The sequence below is a fragment of the Enterococcus raffinosus genome (assembly GCF_001886185.1).
In the GTDB taxonomy this organism is placed as follows: Bacteria; Bacillota; Bacilli; order Lactobacillales; family Enterococcaceae; genus Enterococcus_A; species Enterococcus_A raffinosus.
The window spans coordinates 78,708-96,846 of record NZ_JXLA01000015.1 but is presented as its reverse complement, the minus strand read 5'-3'; the positions used below and the strand labels follow the sequence as shown (position 1 = coordinate 96,846).

The following is an 18,139-nucleotide window of genomic DNA, read 5'->3' as shown; positions in this document are numbered from 1 at the left end:
TCTTCAAAATATATATTACGAGAAGGTGAAGAGATGAAAAAAAAGAGAATGGCAATTTCTTTCTTCATTGGGATAATAATTAGCCTCGTTCTTTTTATAGACCCTATAAAGTCTTGTGCCACTAGTACAACGATGACAATCACTTTTTCTAGTCAAGAAAGAGAGAGAGAGGGTGAGTCAACGACTGATCTACCATTGATTAAACATACAAGAGAAAAAAAGAGAGATGAATCTTTTTTAGCCTATTCAGGTCAGCGAAGATTGCCCACCACTGGGGAAGAATATAATAGTGTTCTGTCTTGTCTAGGATGGACAACATTCCTATTTACTTTGCTCTTTTTCTTCATTGGCAATTATGAACGAAGAAGGAGGGATGGATGTGAATAAAAAATGGGTTTCATTTTTTATGTTCGTAGGCTTTTTATCTAGTACGGTGATTCATCCGGCGATTAGTATAGCCGTTTCACAGGGGACACAGAACTCCCAGAGTCAAACAGAAGCCTCTACTAATACGCTGACGACTATGTCTAGTGATGTGCTGGGAGCGCCAAACGAAACAGCAGATTCTGAGGAAGAACCAATTGTCGAAGCGCAGGAGCAAGAGATTTATGCAGAGAAAAACTATGATGAGCGGGATTTATCAAAAAAAGATGAAGAAAATGGTTCACAACCGTTTGTCCAAGCAGAAATAGATCAGAAAGGGCTAAGTGGAGAAATTCAACGAAGCTCTGAATCCTCCGATGAGTCAACAACAATCCTAGAAAAAGTAGCTTTGCAGACCAAAACGAAAGATACTGGTTGGCAAGAAGTAACGGTATTCAAAGAGAGTACGGACCATATACTGAACGAGTCTAATTTTATCTTTGAACTTAAAGATATTTTAGAAGAACAGGATTACCGATTGATTGTAGATTATGAGATAGAGGTACCCAACGAAGAACAATCTGTAGTAAGAACTATTCATAAAGGGCACATTCTTTTTAAAACAGATATAACGGAAGCTTCTGAAAAAAACACAGAAATCTATGAAGAGAAGCTGCAAACACAATCGACAGCTCAAAATGAGCACCCGACTCGAACACAAGGAGAAATAACTCCAAGAGCAGTAGCTGATGTTGTATATAATGGTTCGGCAGGTACAGGCGGCAAGATAAGTACTTATGTAAAAATACATGGTATAAAAGCCAAAGAAGCATCTATTGAACTCAAGTATCAATTGTACTCCAGTCCAGCATATACACGCTATGCTGTTTGGAGTACAGATCCAAATCGTATCATCAAGCTTTGTGCCAATGTATCTAGTGCTTCACAATTGTCAAAAGCATTGTGGACAGAATTGAAGGCAGACGGCACTAATGTAGTTGTACCGTTTAATAAGAGTTGGGATGATGGTTCTGTTACATTTGGGTCGGGGAAAATGACAAATCTTAAACCAAAAACAACGTATTATGTTTGGCTTTTTTCAGTTCCATCCAGTGAGATAAACATCGGATGGTATCATCCACAAGGAACGTCTACTATTCTGGAAAAATACATCAGGACACCGTATGTTTTCACTACGGATTCTGCAGCGGCGTTATCTATCGCTGCTCCGACTTTTACACAAGCAAGTGCGACGCACAACACGATTCCAATGGTTGGAAAGAACTACACTGGAGATATTTTCCAAACGAGTGGACAAGGGAAAGTGCAGGTAACTTCAAACGATGGAACAACCGTTCAAGATAAGGTGACAAACTTAGGTCATACAATTTCTCAAGGGGGAACCTACAACAGTGCTACTGTGTCGGGATTAACTGCAGGAACACGATATAAGGGAAGAACGGCGATAAAAGACTATGAAGGAACATGGCGTTATTCTCCATGGAGCGGGTATTTTTACACTGCTAATACAGTGAATCAACCTGCAGCTCCAACGCTGAATACACCAAGTGCAGCAAATAACGCAACAGCACAAGTGAGTGCTACCTATAATGTTGGAGATGTGGCAGCACATCCTACATCGACGGATATTCAGATCAGTACTAATAACTCGACTTGGACAACAATTACAGCGGATACAACCCCAGCAATTACGAACAGAGTTTTTAATACTAGTAGCAAAAGTGTAAGTTTTACCCTGTCAAAGCTCAATGCTAGAACAAAGTATTATGTGCGCTATCGTGTTCGAAATGCCAGTAATGTGTGGTCAGGCTATTCAACTGCTCGGGAATTTACCACGGGAGCAATTACATTATCTATTGGAACCCCGACATTCACGCAGACAACAGCCACCCATAATGCCATTTATATGACGGGAACGACCTATACGGGAGATATTTTCCAAACGAGTGGGCAAGGAAAAGTGCAAGTAACTTCTGATGATGGAGCGACGGTTCAGGATAAGGTGACGAATTTAACGCACACTGTTTCTCGAGGAGGAACCTATCACAATGTAACAGTACCTAACTTAGTTGCTGGAACAAGGTATAAAGGTAGAGTTGCCATCAAGGATTATGGCGGAACGTGGAGATATTCAGCATGGAGTGCGTATTTTTATACCGCAAATACAGTCAATCAGCCCGCAGTTCCAACCCTGAATACGCCAACGGCTGCGAACAATGCAACAGCTCAAGTGAGCGCTACTTATAATGTAGGGAACGTAGCTGCTCATCCAACATCAACGGATATTCAGATCAGTACCAACAATTCGACTTGGACAACAATTACAGCGGATACCACGCCAGCAATTACAAACAGAGTCTTTGATACTGTAAATAAAAGTGTGAGCTTCACCCTATCAAAGCTCAACTCTAAAACGAAGTATTATGTGCGCTATCGTGTGCGAAATGCCAGTAATGTGTGGTCAGGTTATTCAACTTCTCGTGAGTTTACGACAAAAGGGGTCCCGTTAACTTATATATCTAATCCGACCTTTAGCTATACGACTTCAGCAAAAAAAATGATTTTGAATGAAGGAAGCTATAATGGTGATATATATGGTGGAGCAACTAATGGGCAGCAAGGAATGCATGTGAAAAACGATGCTGGTGCATGGGTTAGCGTACGCGGAGGTAGTGTGCATCATGAAATACCGTACGGCAGTGGGAAATATGCTGCTGGTGGCTATACATTACCCGATGAATTGATGCCAGGAACTCAGTATCGTTCCCACATATTTATTCGTGATACTGATAATGTGTGGCAAGAATCTTGGCGCTTGAACAATAATACCTATTCCTACTTTTATACAAAAAATGAAGTGGATGGTGTTACCAATGTCACCTATACACCGGCACAAACAGCATCAAGTGCCAGCGCATCAATGGTCGGAGTCTATAAAGTATCCGACTACTCGCAAGGGCAAGCGCACCCGAAAGAATCGGGGGTTACTGATGGTTATGATGGTCAAAAAGGTGTAGATATTCGTATACGTTCTTCCCAAGATACTAATTACACGTCTTGGAAAAGTGTAAAAGCAATAGGAACAGTTGGCTCGCCCATTACTGTTACTTCGCTGACTATTAATTCGACAAGTAAACGGGTTGAATTCACACTCGGACATATGGAAGCAAATACTACGTATGAAGTACAGTATCGTGTGAAAAATGATAGCAATCAATGGTCTGAGTATTCTAGTGTTGTATCCATTCGAACATACGGGATCGCTCTACAAATCTCACCACCTGTTTTCGATCAAGCGACTGCCACAGCCACAAGTATTCAATTGAAGCAAGGGACTTACAGTGGAGATATTTCACAAACATCAAATGATGGGGTCATTTTTACTGAATCCTATAATAACGGAACCAATGACAAAGACTGGACCGCACGGGTGAATAATCTACAACACACCACCACAACAAACGGAACGTACGCTGCCACGATGGTGAACGGCTTGACTCCTGGAACTCGTTACAGAGGGTGGGTGCAACTCAAAAACTTCGAAGGGACTGTTGTTGGACCGATAGGGCAACCGGCCGGTGCTGCAAACGAATATTTCTATACGAAAAATACTGTCTCCAGTTTAAGTACGCCTACATTAAATGCACCTGTAGCGGAAAATGAGGCGACCGCTGAATTTTCAGTGGATTATCAAGCCGCGGGCGATCATCCAGATCAACCTGCAGCCCATCCAAGTAAGGTAAAGGTGTATTTAAGCACCAATGGTGTTGATTTTTCTGAAGTCAGCACTCAGTCGAGTTCTCCATCAATCGATACGTATAATTTTGATACAACGAATAAAAAAGCAACTGTGAAAATCAAGAACTTGATCGCCGGACAATCGTATCATGTGAAGTGCAGTGTTGTTAATCAGGGAGGCGAGTCTGAACAAACCCCTACACGAGCATTTACTACCAATCAACGACAGGCGGGTTTTTATATTTCAGAAACACCAACCTTTAACTTTGGTGTTCAATCGGTCAGTTCAAACGTGATAACCACGGGATTGTCAACTGCTCAAGGAACCGCTGATTTTGGAATAAAGATGGAAAATGTAGGAATAAATTCCAACTGGTCTTTTGCGGCTCGCGTCGCTTCATTACAAACACAGGATGGGAGTAATCAAGAGCTAACAGGCGCACAGCTTTCCTTCGAGAAACAGTTGCAGCACACAACAGATGGTATGAATTGGCAGCCGATAACTCAAGATTTTGAAGGGTTGTCTGAACCAACGGCGAGCCTCCCTGCCAATGATACGACGACTCAATTATGGAAGTCGACGAGTATTGCTGCAGGGCAAGGGAAATTTAGAACAACGATTGGCTTTGAGTCTGTCAAGCTATCTATTCCGGGAAACGTGGCTCAAAAAGGCGCGTTTTACGAAGGGAAGATAGAATGGTTAATGGTAAATGAACCTTAGTAGTTATTCTCTATTTCCCACAAGGAGTATTTTTTCTTTTTATAAATTAGGAATGGTGAGAGTGTTTTTCTCACCATTCCTGAAAGGATGACAAGATTGGGACGCTATAGTTGGATGATCATTTTAACAATAATAGGCATGATCAGCTTAATTGTTTTTTTCTATTTCATATTCAGAGATATGAAACAAATACAGGCACGGAAACTCTCTAAAATGTACTATCTTTTAAATTTGTCATTACTGATAGTTGTTGTTGTATGTGTAATTTTAGCTGTTTACTTATTTTTTGATATACAAAATCAAATTCGAATACTAGAGGAGATTCTGTGAGGTGATAAAAAATTCGAATACTATTATTGACTCATAATATTTTAAATGAACAATCCATACAACAAAATCTACAGAAGTTTAATTACGAAGTATTTGTCTCAAAAACAATGTTTGACATGCTTTTGCACGAAGAAGATCCCTGGAACATTTCCTTTTACCAACTGATTATCCTTAGTGAATCCTTATCGAATAAAGAATTAGAAGTGATCGTCCCGAAATTAAAGGAACGACGCGCTGTAATTTTTCGGAAATACGTATGTGAGCCCTTGAATAAAGAAAAAGATGCGGCAAAAGCATTGGAAATCGATCGCTGGATATCACGAGAAATTGGAATAGATACTTTAAGGGAATTGATCAGTGAGTGCGCGGTAATGAGTACTGCTGAACCTAGTGACTATCTATCTAAAGAAACGTTTGAAGGGCTCATCATGGATTTTACTAAGAATCAAAAAAAATACTTTTTAACATTGTATGAAGCAGATTCTTCTCTCGTCTCACGAAAAGAGCTTTGTCAGTCTATCTGGGGCGTCGAATCTACACGATCCAATTTGGCGCAGCTTTCTGTTTTAACGAAAGCTCTACGCCAGAAACTCATGAATAAAGGCTTTCCATCAGATACTATTGAGACAGTCTGGGGAAAAGGCTATCATTTGAACAAGAAGTTTTATCACATGTATCCTAAGTCTCAGCAGTCATGACCATCAGGCAGTGTCTTCTGGATAGAAATAGTGATGAGTCATATGAAAAAAGAAGAACCCTCGATAATCATTTTTTTGATTTTCGAGGGTTCTTTTACGTTTACCTGCCAGTCTGCTTATCACTTGAGAGGATTTGAAGGCTCGCTTTTTCGTTGTGAGGAAAATGATGTGTAATCGGCGAGACTAATGAAAGAAAAACGTTTACTGAAGCTTATGTTGAGGGAAAATCTCATCTATCAATAAAGGGTAGTTCCTTTTTGATAATAAATATTAGAAAATTTGATTTCTATTTATTTGCATGTATATACCTATTATGAAGTATTTAAAATCCATTATTTTAAAGAGATAATCAAATTATTGGGTTTTAAAACATTGTTGTTTTAATGCCGATGATAAAAGAAAATATTTTAATGAGTGAATTGTTTGTTATAATTGATTTGAGTAGGTTATTACGAAAGGAGGTCACAAAATATGAGGGTGCAAAACAAATTAAAGGTGATAGGAGTTGCTGCGACGGTCATCCTTTCTGCTGGGAGTCTTTTTTCAACTGCCATAGGTTTAGCAGAGACTGAGACGGTTCCTGTGGAGTCAAGTGAGTCATTTCAAAAAATAGCTTCGGAAGAACCGGTGACAAGTTTTAGTCAGGAAGTAGTATCAGAGAGTTTCTCTTCCCAATCTAGCGATAGAATGAACACGGAGGAGTCCAATACAGTAGAAACTGAAGAATCAGAAACGACTGTCGCAGAACAAAGGGAGGTGTCGGAAGAACAACCAGAAATAGAAAGTAAAAGTCCAAAACCTATCCAAACAGGAGATTTTCTAGTAGATGGAGAATCTAGTGGAATTACCTATCAAGGGAATACTTTGGAACTGAGTGGGACAAATGCACTATACACCGTCAGTATGAGTACCCCTGGACAAACGGCTACCACCGATCGGATCGAAGTCACAGGAACCAACGTCACGGTGAAGCTAAATGGCGTGAAAATTCTTTCATCTAGTAACGCCCCCTTCTTAATTAATTCCGGCGCTTCCGCGACTGTCGACTTGATTGGTGAGAACGAATTGATTAGTACAGATAACTACGCGGGGCTGCAAAACAACAATATGACTGAGAATTCGCTGGTGATTACAAGTGATTCTGGCAGTTATGATGGGTATGCTGGGAAGTTGACCGCGCGATGTGACGGGTGGAATGGAGCAGGTATAGGCGGAGAAGCTGGTAGAAGCAGTGAAGTAACCATAAGTGGCGGGTATGTAACCGCAACTGGTGGAGATTATGGAGCGGGCATAGGCGGCGGAGATAGTGGTAGTGGAGAAGTAACCATAAATGGCGGGACAATTCAATCAACTGGGGGGAATTCTAGTTCAGATATCGGCAGCGGGGGCGGTGTCACTGGCGGCTCGGTCACCATCAACGGCGGCAGTGTCAAGGCGACTAATAACACTCTTATACCCCTACCGAAAAATACTGATGGTGAAGAAGTGGCTTGCTACAAGTTTAAGAATCCAGTCTCCTTTGCCCCGCAGCCTACGCTGAAAGTGGACGGGATTGATTTTAATATTGGTGGCAAACACGAGCCTACAGATGATCAGTACTATCTCTATCTAACCAAGGAAGAGCACACCCTTTCGATGCAAAGCGACCAGCAAACCAAAACATGGGAGATCGAATGGGATGTCGGCACACAGACCTTTAAAGAAAAAGAGTACGGCGATTTTCTTATAGACAACTCAACGAGTGTTACTTATGAAAGTAATGTACTGAAGCTAGGCGGCGATGGTCAAACTTACAACGTCAGTATGAAAACAACTGATTATACAACCAATTCTGACCGGATCGAAGTCACAGGAACCAACGTCACGGTGAAGCTAAATGGCGTGAAAATTGAGTCATCCAGTAACGCCCCTTTCTTAATTAATACAGGCGCTTCCGCGACTGTCGACTTGATTGGTGAGAACGAATTAGTTAGTAAAAATATACTTGCTGGATATGCTGGGCTGCAAAACAACAATACTACTGAGAATTCGCTGGTGATTACAAGTGCTTCTGGCAGCTATGATGGGTATGCTGGGAGGTTGATAGCACAATGTAAAGGTGAATTTGAAGCAGGTATAGGCAGCGGAATTGGCTCGGATAGTTTTGTTGCAATAAACGGTGGGAGTATTGTTGCTAATGGTGGAATTAATGGAGCGGGTATAGGCGGCGGAGGTTTAGGAAGCGGTGAAGTAACCATAAGTGGAGGTCATGTAACCGCAACCGGTGGAGATTATGGAGCGGGTATAGGCGGCGGATCTTATGGGAGCAGTAAAGTAACCATAAATGGAGGTCATGTAACCGCAACCGGTAGATATTATGGAGCGGGTATAGGCGGCGGATATCAAGGTAGTGGAGAAGTAACCATAAGCGGAGGTACAGTTCAATCAACTGGGTATTATAGTTCAGATATCGGCAACGGGGGCGGTGGCTCTGGCGGTTTGGTCACCATCAACGGCGGCAGTGTCAAAGCGACCAAAAACAATATCGATCCTGCACCGACAGATGGCAGCGATCCTGTTCACCCCTATAAAGCTGATGGCACGAACTATCAATCGAATCAGACGGTTACCGCTATGAATAAAGACTTTAATGTCAGCGGCAAACACGATGGAGATGAGTCCTTCTACCTCTACCTGACAGAAAATAAACACGTGGTGAAGGTCGGAGAGGCAGAATCCTATATTGAGTGGAAAACCAATCAGTTTCTTGCAGCATCGACCTATACCTTAACCATACCTCAGACAGTCGAACTAGAGGCTAGTGATAAAACAGCGTCAGTTGAACTGAAAAATGACTTTTATCAAGTGCCAGGGTACACCCGTCAAGTCACAGCGAAGCTTAAAGTAGGTTCCTTAGATAATGAGAAGTATTTGACATTAACGGATACCACGGATGCAAGCAAGAGTATTCGTACCAAAGTCGCGTGGGATGAGTTGAGGATGGAAGCAGGTTCAGAAAAGAATGAAAATCAAATTACCTTCGCTGCCCCGATTTCGTCTATTGATGGAGAGCCGATTCGTACAGGTAATTACCGCGGCATCTTGACCTTTGAAGCAGGCTTTAGCAATTAAGGAGGACGATCATATATGACAAAGAAAAAAATCGGACAACTTGCTGGCGTACTCTTTCTAATTGTTGCGGGCATTTTCATTGGGATGAATTGGCAAAACTGGTTCGGTGAGCCCTTAGAGGCACAGCTGACAGACGTCGAATCAGCAGAAGATTGGACAGGCGAACGGAAGGCGGCACAAAAACCTTCTCCTACCATCGACATTCCTGGTTATGAAAAGCTTCAGCTGAAAGCAGATAGCTTGGAGCAAACCGTCAACTTCCACAACCCGGAGAACAATACCTGCTACTTCAAGATTTCTTTGTGGCAAGACCCCGAGACGAAACTATGGGAATCCAAACTATTAGCGCCTGGCAAAGCCATTTACGAGCTTACATTAGATAAAACAATAGCTGCGGGAAGCTATGAAGAGGCGATGGTCAAGTACGAGTGTTTTAGTTTAGAAAATCATGAGCCCCTCAACGGCTCTGAAATAAAAGTAACCCTAGAAGTATTTTAAAAAAGGAGTGAACGAAGAATGAAAAAAATAATTGGAGCAACACTGTTAGCGATCATCGCCGTTGGATTTGGTGCGACAGTTCAGGCAGAAGATGCGACCGTAACCTATGACGTAGCAAGCACCTATACCTTATCTATCCCAGCAAAAACCTTAACAGATACTGATAGAGAATGGGTGATCGGTACGAATAAACATGATATCGCCCCAGGAAAAAAGCTGGATATCGGCTTATCATTGACAAATACAGCAATGGACGATGAAGGTAAAGTGACACTGAGTCAAGATACAGGTACCAATAAATTAACCACAAAAATGACGATTAACGGAAGCACAATTCTCAAAGGAAGTTCAATACTTCAGGTAGCTGGCACATCGGATAGTGGTAAGGAAGAAAAGATCAGCTTCGAACCGCTTGCAGGAAACAAACAGGCGGGAACCTACAAGGCACAACTCAACTTTACAGCAGAGATCAAGTAGGAGGGAATCTAATGAAAAAGCGAAGAATAGCACTGTTACTTAGCAGCTTGACCCTATTTCCGATCGTTGCTTTAGCAGAAGAGCAAAGCACGGAACTAACCGTGGAGATCCCTTCGGAGTATACCTTGACGATTCCGGCGACAACCAAAAATATCCAATACAAGCAAGAAGTGACGGAGCTGGGCACATTGAAGGTTCAGGGGAATCTAGCTGCTGGTCAAAAAGTAAAGGTCACCGCTGCTAAGACACCATTGACATACAAGTCACAGGTCATTCCCTTCTCACTTAAGAATGGTGAGAATGCTGAATGGACACAGGATACATGGACAGAAGCTGAGGCGAATAGCGGCAAAGAGCTCCGCCTAAAGGTCAACATTACGCCACAAAGCTGGGCAGCAGCCAAACCTGGGAACTATCAAGGAAAAATCATCTTTACCAGCTCATTTGAGTAAACGAGGAGGGAACACGATGAAGAAAATATTGCAGGCTCTGTCATTGTTCCTGCTGTGTCTGATGGTCCCTACCTCGTTCTCGCCAAGGATCTATGGGCAGGATCAGTCCGTGGATCTGACGCTTACCATTCCGGCAGAAGCAGCACCAGAGCTGGAAAAGCTGGTGAAAGAGGAGAAGGAAAAGCTGCGTGACAAAGAGACTTATACCGAGGCGAGCTGGGAGGCCTACCAAAAAGCGCTGCAGAAGGCCGAAGAAGTACTGACAAACACCCCTTACGACGAGGAAAAAGTCACTGCGGCCTTGATTGATCTGAAAAAGGCCGTACAAGGCTTGACTCCGCGCAAAAAAACGAGTGGGGTGGTTCCTGTGAATGCAACCAAACCTAAGGCAAATGCTCAAACAACCACCAGCAAGTATCCAGCCACCGGCATGGCGGTCGATCTGGGGCTGGCGAGTCTTGGGGTGCTCCTTGTTGGCGCAACGAGTATCTTATGGCTGAGCAGCCGTAGAAAGGCAAAGGATTTGGAATGAAACAGTAGTGACTATCTCTGTTGCCGATAATAGATTCGTAGGCACTTTTTAATAGAAGAGACAACTGCTTCTGATTTTATACAGTAAATTTAACGTCAGCTGCCATAACGATATTATCCAATCTCCAGCTCATTCGTTCGGAAACTTTTTCTGGGAATCTGCAAACGAATGTAAGGATTCCGCCAGTATTCAGGAGATTGGAGCTAATGCTTTTTGGAATAATAAACTGACGAGTATAACAATTTCTAGAGTTGTCAATTTAGGTGATAATGCGTTTGATAATAGGGTAATCGATAAGAGAGAGTAGCTCTGGATTGTTCTCCGTACGAAATAAATCTATCTTAAGAGAGAGATAAACATTTCTTTCTTAGGATAGATTTTTTGGGTTATTCGTTGGAGAGTTGTGACCTTTAGATTTAAATGGCAATTATTTCAAGAAAGAATTAGCAAAAAAACTACATTAACTATCTATTAATAAATATTGTTCAAATTATAAGTAGTTGTTTGTTGTAAATATAGAAGAAGAACTTTGCGAATCTAAAATTCGATCAGAGTTCTTCTTCTATTTCTATTAAGTTACACTGTTTTCTTGTACACAAGGTTCAAGAGTTTTGGTTATTTTTAAGGCTTGAAAAATATGTAACTTGTTCACTTTGAACAATAGTTAAACGATTTGAGTTTGGCATCTCTCTACTTTTCTTCTATAAAATATCCATCACAAACGCATAGCAATCAATGATAATCATTCAGGTTTAGGTACTACTTATTAATAAATGAATGCTATCAATTGTCAAAGTTAACTTACACGCACATATTTTTTTAGAACGAAACACAGTAATGTTTTAAAAATTGTGTGGTAAAAAATTCGATCTAAAGATGCGGATGGAAACGATTTCTTGGTATAAATTACCGAACCTATGAAAAAAGATTTACCCTATGAAGTTATCAAAATATACTAAGGTCAAGGCAAGAGGATTATTAATACTTAGCGCTGAGTACTCTACTTTTGTCGAATTATTTTGGGAGGTATCGAAATGAAAAACGATTCAAAATTTATGGATAGATTAACCAATTACATTACCTATAAAATGACTCCTGTTTTAATGAAAGTATTTAATCGACCTACGCTTAACATTATAAAGAACAGCATGGTTAATATCATGCCCTTTATTCTATTTGGAAGTGTGATGCTACTCGTTTCTTTGTTAGGAACTACATCGATGGGGACTGAAAAGCCCATACTTCCATTTCTTTCAAATTATGCGGACTCAATTGGTCTCATGAATTCACTCTCAATGGGTTTTATGACCTTATACTTTTCTGTTTCTATAGGTATTAATTACGCAAATGAGTATGATCTTGATAGAACCAATTCAGCTCTGATTAGTTTAATGGCATTCATTATGATCAACATAGATAAAATTGTGGATGGTAGCATTGACGTATCCACTTTTGGAGCAGCGGGATTATTCCCAACCATGATTACTTCTATCTTAGCTCTGAAAATTTACAAAGTATTCATTCAAAAAAACATTGTTATTCGAATGCCTGATGGCGTTCCGCCAGCAGTAGGTGCCGCGTTTTCTTCACTAATTCCGTTTGCTACAGTGGGAATTCTCTACTGGTTTGCAAGAACAATTCTTCAGTTAGATATTATGAATATTATGAGAACGCTCCTTGATCCAATTTTTAGTGGTGCAGATAATATTATCATATTTACGTTTTATGGTTTCTTTAGTAAATTACTTTGGGCTTTTGGAATCCATGCAGATTCTCTGTTTCAAGGTATCTTAGATCCATTGAAACTGACATGGATTGCAGAAAATGGTGCAGCAAAAGTAGCTGGTCAATCTATGAATCATATTTGGACTACTGCTCTTGAAAGAACGTGCCTATGGACAGGACCTGTTTTAGGATTATTGGTGCTCTTGTTATTCTCAAGACTAAAACATTTGAAAACTTTTTCTATCGCGTCATTTCCAGCTGCATTCTTTTCTATTGTTGAGCCAGTGGTATTTGGGCTTCCCGTTGTAATGAATCCCATGTTAATTATTCCATTTGTACTTAGTGGAACCCTCGGTGCTTTCTTTACTTATGGGGCTTGTCAATTAGGTGTTTTAGCAAAGCCGTTTATTGAATTGCCGTGGGCTACTCCTCCGGTAATTATCGGATTCATTGCATCTGGGGATTGGAAATACATTCTTGCGACAATATTGAATGTTGCTTTAGGAGCATTAATCTACTATCCATTTGTCAAAGCTTTTGAACGTGAAGAGGAAATGAGAATTGAAGGAGAAATAATCGATAAGTAGTGAGAAGGATGAGTGTTACAAGAGCTGACAGCTCTTGTAACAAAGTCACACTATTCGAAAAAACGTTTTCTAAGTTCAATTTCGTTTTTCTTAGTGTTTTTTAAATTTTGATCGAATTGCCTTAGATAAATGAAGCTATATAGACAATCAAGGATATACTGCACTGCGATACTAGAGCTGAATGTCTCCATTTTACTTTTGAGTAATTTAGCTTCATTTATTCCGGTATAGATACTATAATCTGAAATTTTAGCTAGCATAGTATTTTTATCTTTTGTGATAGAGATAATTGGTGTGTCTGATTTCTTCAGTGCGTGAGCAATTTTTAATGTTTCTGGATTCTCACCGGAATGAGAAATCACTATGGCAACATGGGAATTGTTTGAATTAACTGCTTGATGTAGCTGTTCAGTATAACATGACTCGAGATGAATGGGAGTCCCTAATCGAATCATTTTACTTTTGAACTCAAAGGCTGATGCTTGAGAAGATCCTTGCCCATATATGTCAAGGTATTTAGCTGTGTGTATCGTCTCTATGATTTTGTAAAGCTGTTTGACATTAAACTCTGAGCGAACTTCGCTAATAGAGTTTTTGTACACATAAAAAATATTGTCAATGACAGTTTCATAAGAATCTCCTTTTTGGAAAGGAAAATTATAATTACTTTTCGTTGGAAAGGATTCGTTGTCTGCGAGCTCTCTACTGAGTTGGATTTTAAAATCAGAGAACCCCTTAGTAGAAACTTTTTTACACAATCTCATTATCGTAGAGGGTGAACTATAAGTAACTTTCGCTAACTCCTGTATGGTCATATTACAGACGCTATTTCCATGCTCTAAAACATATTCAGCAACAAATGTTTCTCGCTCAGAAAAATTAGAATGATCAGATAATTTTGTAAGTAACATTGATTTATCCTTTCCTGATAGACTCAGTGATAATGCGCAACTTAAGTATACCTTACATTTTGAACCAGTGTAAGATGACTAGAAATTAAAAATCAAAGAATTAGGATTCATGATCCTTATAGTAAAAATCAACATTCAAATATAAAAAGCATATAAAATTTTTGGAGGAATTAAAGATGGTCAGAAGATTGATAAGTAGCAGCAAAAGTGAAATAAGAAACATGACCGCTTCAGAGCTTAAAACATCGATTTTAGCAAGCGAAGGAAGAACAGTATTATGTCAAAATTTTATTGGGCATAGTCTCTGTGAAGGAACTACGAATGCTGAGATCAGTCAAGCTTTTGGAGCAGACATGATTTTCTTTAATGGGTATTCTATGAAATCAGATGCCGTGCAAGAAGGGTTGATTGTCGAGGAATGGGATGAGACCAGTCAAGCCTTTTGTACGAAACAATATCGTTTAAAAGAAATGAAAAAAATTATCAATGTACCTCTAGGAATTTACTTGGAATGCGGAGCAGGTGATGACAGCACTACATCTACATCTCCTGAAAAGGTTTTAGTCAATGAAGATAGAGTAGCATCGAAGGGAAATCTAGAAAAGGCATTACATGAAGAAGTAGATTTTATTGTCTTAGCTGGCAATCCTGGAACGAAGACTTCTTATGAAGCAATCGTTAAATCAACGAGATTAGCAAAAGAAGTTATCGGGGACAATGCACTTATCTTTGCAGGAAAATGGGAGGATGGAGTTTTTGAAAAGGTCTTGGGAGACCCACAAGTCCCTATGGCTGAGCATAAAAAATTTGTTAAGGAATTAATTGATGCGGGAGCAGATGTTATTTGTTTACCAATGCCAGGGTGTCGGCCTGGAATCAACGTAGAAGATATTAGAGAAATAACCACATACGCCCATACTTATAAACCAGGAACATTGATAATGTCCTTCTTAGATTGTTCTGTGGAAGGTGCGGATGACGATACGATTCGTCAATGTACATTGTGGTCGAAAATGACAGGTGCGGATATCCATGCCATTGGAGATGCAGGGTTAAGTGGGATGAGTTCACCTGAAGGGATTTATACAATGTCTATTGCATTGAAGGGTAGAAGATTAACCTTTAGAAGATTGGGTTCTGGTGCAAGATAAAGAGAAAGGGCGTGTTTTTGTGAACAAAGAAAGAATTTTGTGTCCGTCTATGATGTGTGCCTCATTCTCAAATTTGGAGGAAGATACACGCAACTTAGAGAAGGCAGATATTGATATTTTTCATATAGATATCATGGATGGTACATTTGTGCCAAATTTTGGGATGGGAATTCAAGATTTGGAATTGATTCGTAAGGCAACAACTAAGACCATTGATGTTCATCTGATGATAACAGAGCCTTCTAAATATGTTGAAATGTTTGCAGACATGGGTGCAGATATTATTTATATTCATCCTGAAGCAGACCTCCAGCCTGCAAGAACACTTTCTCTTATTCATGATAAGGGAAAGAAAGTTGGGTTGGCAATAAATCCAGGCACATCGATTGAGACAATCAAAGAATTATTTTTCCTAATAGACTATTTAATGATTATGACCGTCAATCCAGGCTTCTCTGGACAAAGCTATTTGGATTACGTCAATACAAAAATTGAAAAGGCAGTATCTTATGCTGAAGTGTATGATTTTAAAGTGATGGTAGACGGTGCGATATCTTCGAATAAAATAGATGAATTAAGCAGTATGGGTGTGAGTGGCTTTGTTTTAGGAACCTCAGCACTTTTTGGCAAAGAGGGTTCTTATAAAGAGATTGTTAATGAATTAAGGCAATAGTTGAAGGGATGAGTGAAATGAGAATTGCGATCGGAAGTGATCACGTTGGTTTTGAATTGAAGCCAATGATTAGTGATTATTTAGAAGAGCTAGGTCATGAAGTAAAAGATTTTGGATCCTATTCTACTGAAAGGACAGATTATCCAATATATGGAAAAAGAGTAGCTGAAGAGGTTTCAAGTGGTTCATTTGATCTAGGGATACTTATTTGTGGAACAGGTGTGGGAATCTCTATTACAGCAAATAAAGTGACTGGAATTCGTGCGGTGGTGTGCAGTGAACCCTATTCTGCTAAACTATCTAGGGAACACAACAACACAAATATTTTAGCTTTTGGTTCAAGAGTTGTTGGGAGTGAACTTGCTAAAATGATTGTGAAGGAATGGTTGGAAACTTCTTTTGAAGGTGGTAGACATCAGAATAGAGTAAAAATGATTTCCACTATTGAAAAAGAATAATATTGTGTTGAGGTAAAGTGACATAGTAGCCTTACCTCGTTATCTATAAATAGTTGAATGAATCGTTAGGGCGCTTATAGAAAAATGAATCCCTAATAGAAATATGAGTATGATTGCTATAATCATGTTGATGGTGATGAAATAAAAGAGTTTTTTCCAGATTACTATCGCGATGATAGATGATAATAGAAGAGAAACAGATTTTGTTCATGATAAAAGCAACGACATATCACGAGTCCTACTAAATTCTTTTATGGATAAGAGATAAATGTATTGTTTATGATGGTACGATGAAAAGCATGGATAAACATTGAGAGCGGATGGAAAAGAAAACTTTAAAGTCTAAAGGATAGTCCATTGATCTATTATTTATCGAATGTAATATACGGTTAGCGTAATTAAGAGCTCATTCGCGAGGAAAGAAGGCTGGAAGAAATAGTTGATAGAAAAAACGAAACGACAGTATGAGCTATTTATGAAAAATAATGATATTTCGCAACCTTTAAATTCAAATTTAGTAAAAGTTACCGTAATAATGATTTCAAGTATATTTCTAATAGACTTGAAGAGTTGGAAGAAAGAAATGAGCAATCGAAAACTAAAAAAGCGTTCCTGGTTCAAAACAAAAATAAAAAATTTTGATTTTATGATTGTCAAAAAAGATTCAGGGGATGTGATTGAAGTGGGGAATTTAGCTAGGGATAAATGTGAAACAACCTAAGAGTAAGGATAAGAAGTGGCGTACATAACCTATTGTATGTCACTTTTTTTTAAAAGATGATATTCTTAAGTTACAACATTTTTTAAAAAATGAATGCCGTTCATCTGTTTTGGACGTTTGCCAATAACTAACGCGGTGCATTCCAACAATTAAACACGGCTATAAGGAGTTGCTTATCGATGAAAGAGAAAAAAGAGGAACAAGCATTGGTTTTCTTGCCGTTAGCGGCCAATGGCAAACCGCAGCATCATGGATCGGAAAAGATCGGCTGCCCCTTTTGCGATTATGCAGAAGAAGAGAACATCCTGAAAAGGGAAAAGGAAATGCTATGGATTCTCAATAAATATCAGACCTTACAGGACACGTTCCAAACCATTATAATCGAGAGCAACGATCATAATAAGGACATCTCGACCTATACAAAGGAACAAAATCGAGAATTATTTGCTTTCGCCTTCGACTGCTGGACAAAAACGAAGAACGATCCGCAATTCGAATCCGTGCTCTTTTATAAAAATCATGGACCTCTATCTGGCGGCAGCTTGAAGCATCCCCATATGCAAATCGTCGGATTAAAGGAGATGGATGGTGAGAAAAATATTCATTCTGGGAACTTTACAGGAATCTCTGTTCTCTCAGACAAGAATATCGAGATTAATTTTTCCACCATGCCGGTGATGGGCTTTTTAGAGATCAATATCCTAGTGGATGCTGAAGCTCCTGAAGCCATTATTCAATTAGCTGATTTCATTCAAAAAACAGTTGATTACATATTGAACACCTATCATCATGGACGCTGTGATAGCTACAATCTTTTTCTGTTTGAAAAGAACGGCAAATACATCGCCAAGATAACCCCTCGTTTTATCGTTTCACCATACTTTGTCGGCTATCGCTTGGCACAGAATTTCTCGAAGGAGCATCTGCTCGCTTTGGGAGAAGAGTTTAGGGAGAGTATAGTGAGATAGATAC

15 protein-coding genes are annotated in these 18,139 nt (G+C 39.7%); 14 read left to right on the top strand and 1 reads right to left on the bottom strand.

Annotation, left to right across the window (positions count from 1 at the left end; translation table 11 throughout):
• The 9 genes from RV13_RS10045 to RV13_RS10000 all read left to right on the top strand — a co-directional run.
• Nucleotides 1–387, top strand: a 387-nt coding sequence (locus RV13_RS10045; RefSeq protein ID WP_211276167.1) for a hypothetical protein, incomplete at its 5' end; no start/stop codon positions are given.
• Nucleotides 380–4,843 carry a WxL domain-containing protein gene (locus tag RV13_RS10040; protein ID WP_060789254.1) on the top strand — a complete coding sequence of 1,488 codons (4,464 nt, stop codon included), beginning with the start codon at nucleotides 380–382 and terminating at the stop codon, nucleotides 4,841–4,843. The genes RV13_RS10045 and RV13_RS10040, both read left to right, overlap by 8 nt.
• 356 nt (nucleotides 4,844–5,199) lie before the next feature.
• Nucleotides 5,200–5,871 (top strand): winged helix-turn-helix domain-containing protein, encoded by a 672-nt coding sequence (locus RV13_RS10030; RefSeq protein ID WP_249024476.1) that lies wholly within the window; start codon nucleotides 5,200–5,202, stop codon nucleotides 5,869–5,871.
• A 471-nt stretch (nucleotides 5,872–6,342) separates the two neighbouring features.
• Entirely contained in the window at nucleotides 6,343–8,982 is a 2,640-nt protein-coding gene (locus tag RV13_RS10025) for a hypothetical protein (protein ID WP_060789252.1), read from the top strand.
• Between the two features lie 15 nt (nucleotides 8,983–8,997).
• Complete coding sequence (locus RV13_RS10020; protein ID WP_060789251.1) at nucleotides 8,998–9,480, top strand: hypothetical protein; 483 nt, start codon at nucleotides 8,998–9,000, stop codon at nucleotides 9,478–9,480.
• A gap of 18 nt (nucleotides 9,481–9,498) precedes the next feature.
• On the top strand, nucleotides 9,499–9,957 hold the full coding sequence (locus tag RV13_RS10015; RefSeq protein WP_060789250.1) for a hypothetical protein: 459 nt from the start codon (nucleotides 9,499–9,501) through the stop codon (nucleotides 9,955–9,957).
• 11 nt (nucleotides 9,958–9,968) lie between these two features.
• On the top strand, nucleotides 9,969–10,409 hold the full coding sequence (locus tag RV13_RS10010; protein ID WP_060789249.1) for a hypothetical protein: 441 nt from the start codon (nucleotides 9,969–9,971) through the stop codon (nucleotides 10,407–10,409).
• 16 nt (nucleotides 10,410–10,425) lie between these two features.
• Nucleotides 10,426–10,941: an FIVAR domain-containing protein gene (locus RV13_RS10005; RefSeq protein WP_060789248.1), complete on the top strand. Its 516-nt coding sequence runs from the start codon at nucleotides 10,426–10,428 to the stop codon at nucleotides 10,939–10,941.
• Nucleotides 10,942–11,975: 1,034 nt separating this feature from the next.
• Nucleotides 11,976–13,253, top strand: coding sequence for a PTS sugar transporter subunit IIC (locus RV13_RS10000; RefSeq protein ID WP_060789247.1), 1,278 nt, complete (start codon nucleotides 11,976–11,978; stop codon nucleotides 13,251–13,253).
• A gap of 50 nt (nucleotides 13,254–13,303) precedes the next feature.
• Here RV13_RS10000 and RV13_RS09995 read toward each other — a convergent pair whose 3' ends face one another.
• Nucleotides 13,304–14,164, bottom strand: coding sequence for a MurR/RpiR family transcriptional regulator (locus RV13_RS09995; protein ID WP_060789246.1), 861 nt, complete (start codon nucleotides 14,162–14,164; stop codon nucleotides 13,304–13,306).
• 176 nt (nucleotides 14,165–14,340) lie between these two features.
• Between RV13_RS09995 and RV13_RS09990 the strand changes: the two genes are divergently transcribed.
• The 5 genes from RV13_RS09990 (at nucleotide 14,341) to RV13_RS09970 (ending at nucleotide 18,135) form a co-directional block, all read left to right on the top strand.
• Nucleotides 14,341–15,315, top strand: a complete 975-nt coding sequence (locus tag RV13_RS09990; RefSeq protein WP_060789245.1) for a DUF7916 family protein — start codon at nucleotides 14,341–14,343, stop codon at nucleotides 15,313–15,315.
• Complete coding sequence (locus tag RV13_RS09985) at nucleotides 15,305–15,988, top strand: ribulose-phosphate 3-epimerase (RefSeq protein ID WP_255212354.1); 684 nt, start codon at nucleotides 15,305–15,307, stop codon at nucleotides 15,986–15,988. The genes RV13_RS09990 and RV13_RS09985 overlap by 11 nt, the downstream gene beginning before the upstream one ends.
• 17 nt (nucleotides 15,989–16,005) lie before the next feature.
• A complete protein-coding gene (rpiB, locus tag RV13_RS09980) occupies nucleotides 16,006–16,446 on the top strand; it encodes a ribose 5-phosphate isomerase B (RefSeq protein ID WP_060789244.1) in 441 nt (146 codons plus the stop codon).
• A gap of 439 nt (nucleotides 16,447–16,885) precedes the next feature.
• The gene (locus RV13_RS09975; RefSeq protein ID WP_060789243.1) at nucleotides 16,886–17,167 is read left to right on the top strand and encodes a hypothetical protein; all 282 of its coding nucleotides are present in this window, start codon (nucleotides 16,886–16,888) and stop codon (nucleotides 17,165–17,167) included.
• Between the two features lie 179 nt (nucleotides 17,168–17,346).
• Nucleotides 17,347–18,135, top strand: a complete 789-nt coding sequence (locus RV13_RS09970; protein ID WP_060789242.1) for a DUF4931 domain-containing protein — start codon at nucleotides 17,347–17,349, stop codon at nucleotides 18,133–18,135.
• Nucleotides 18,136–18,139: the final 4 nt, after the last annotated feature.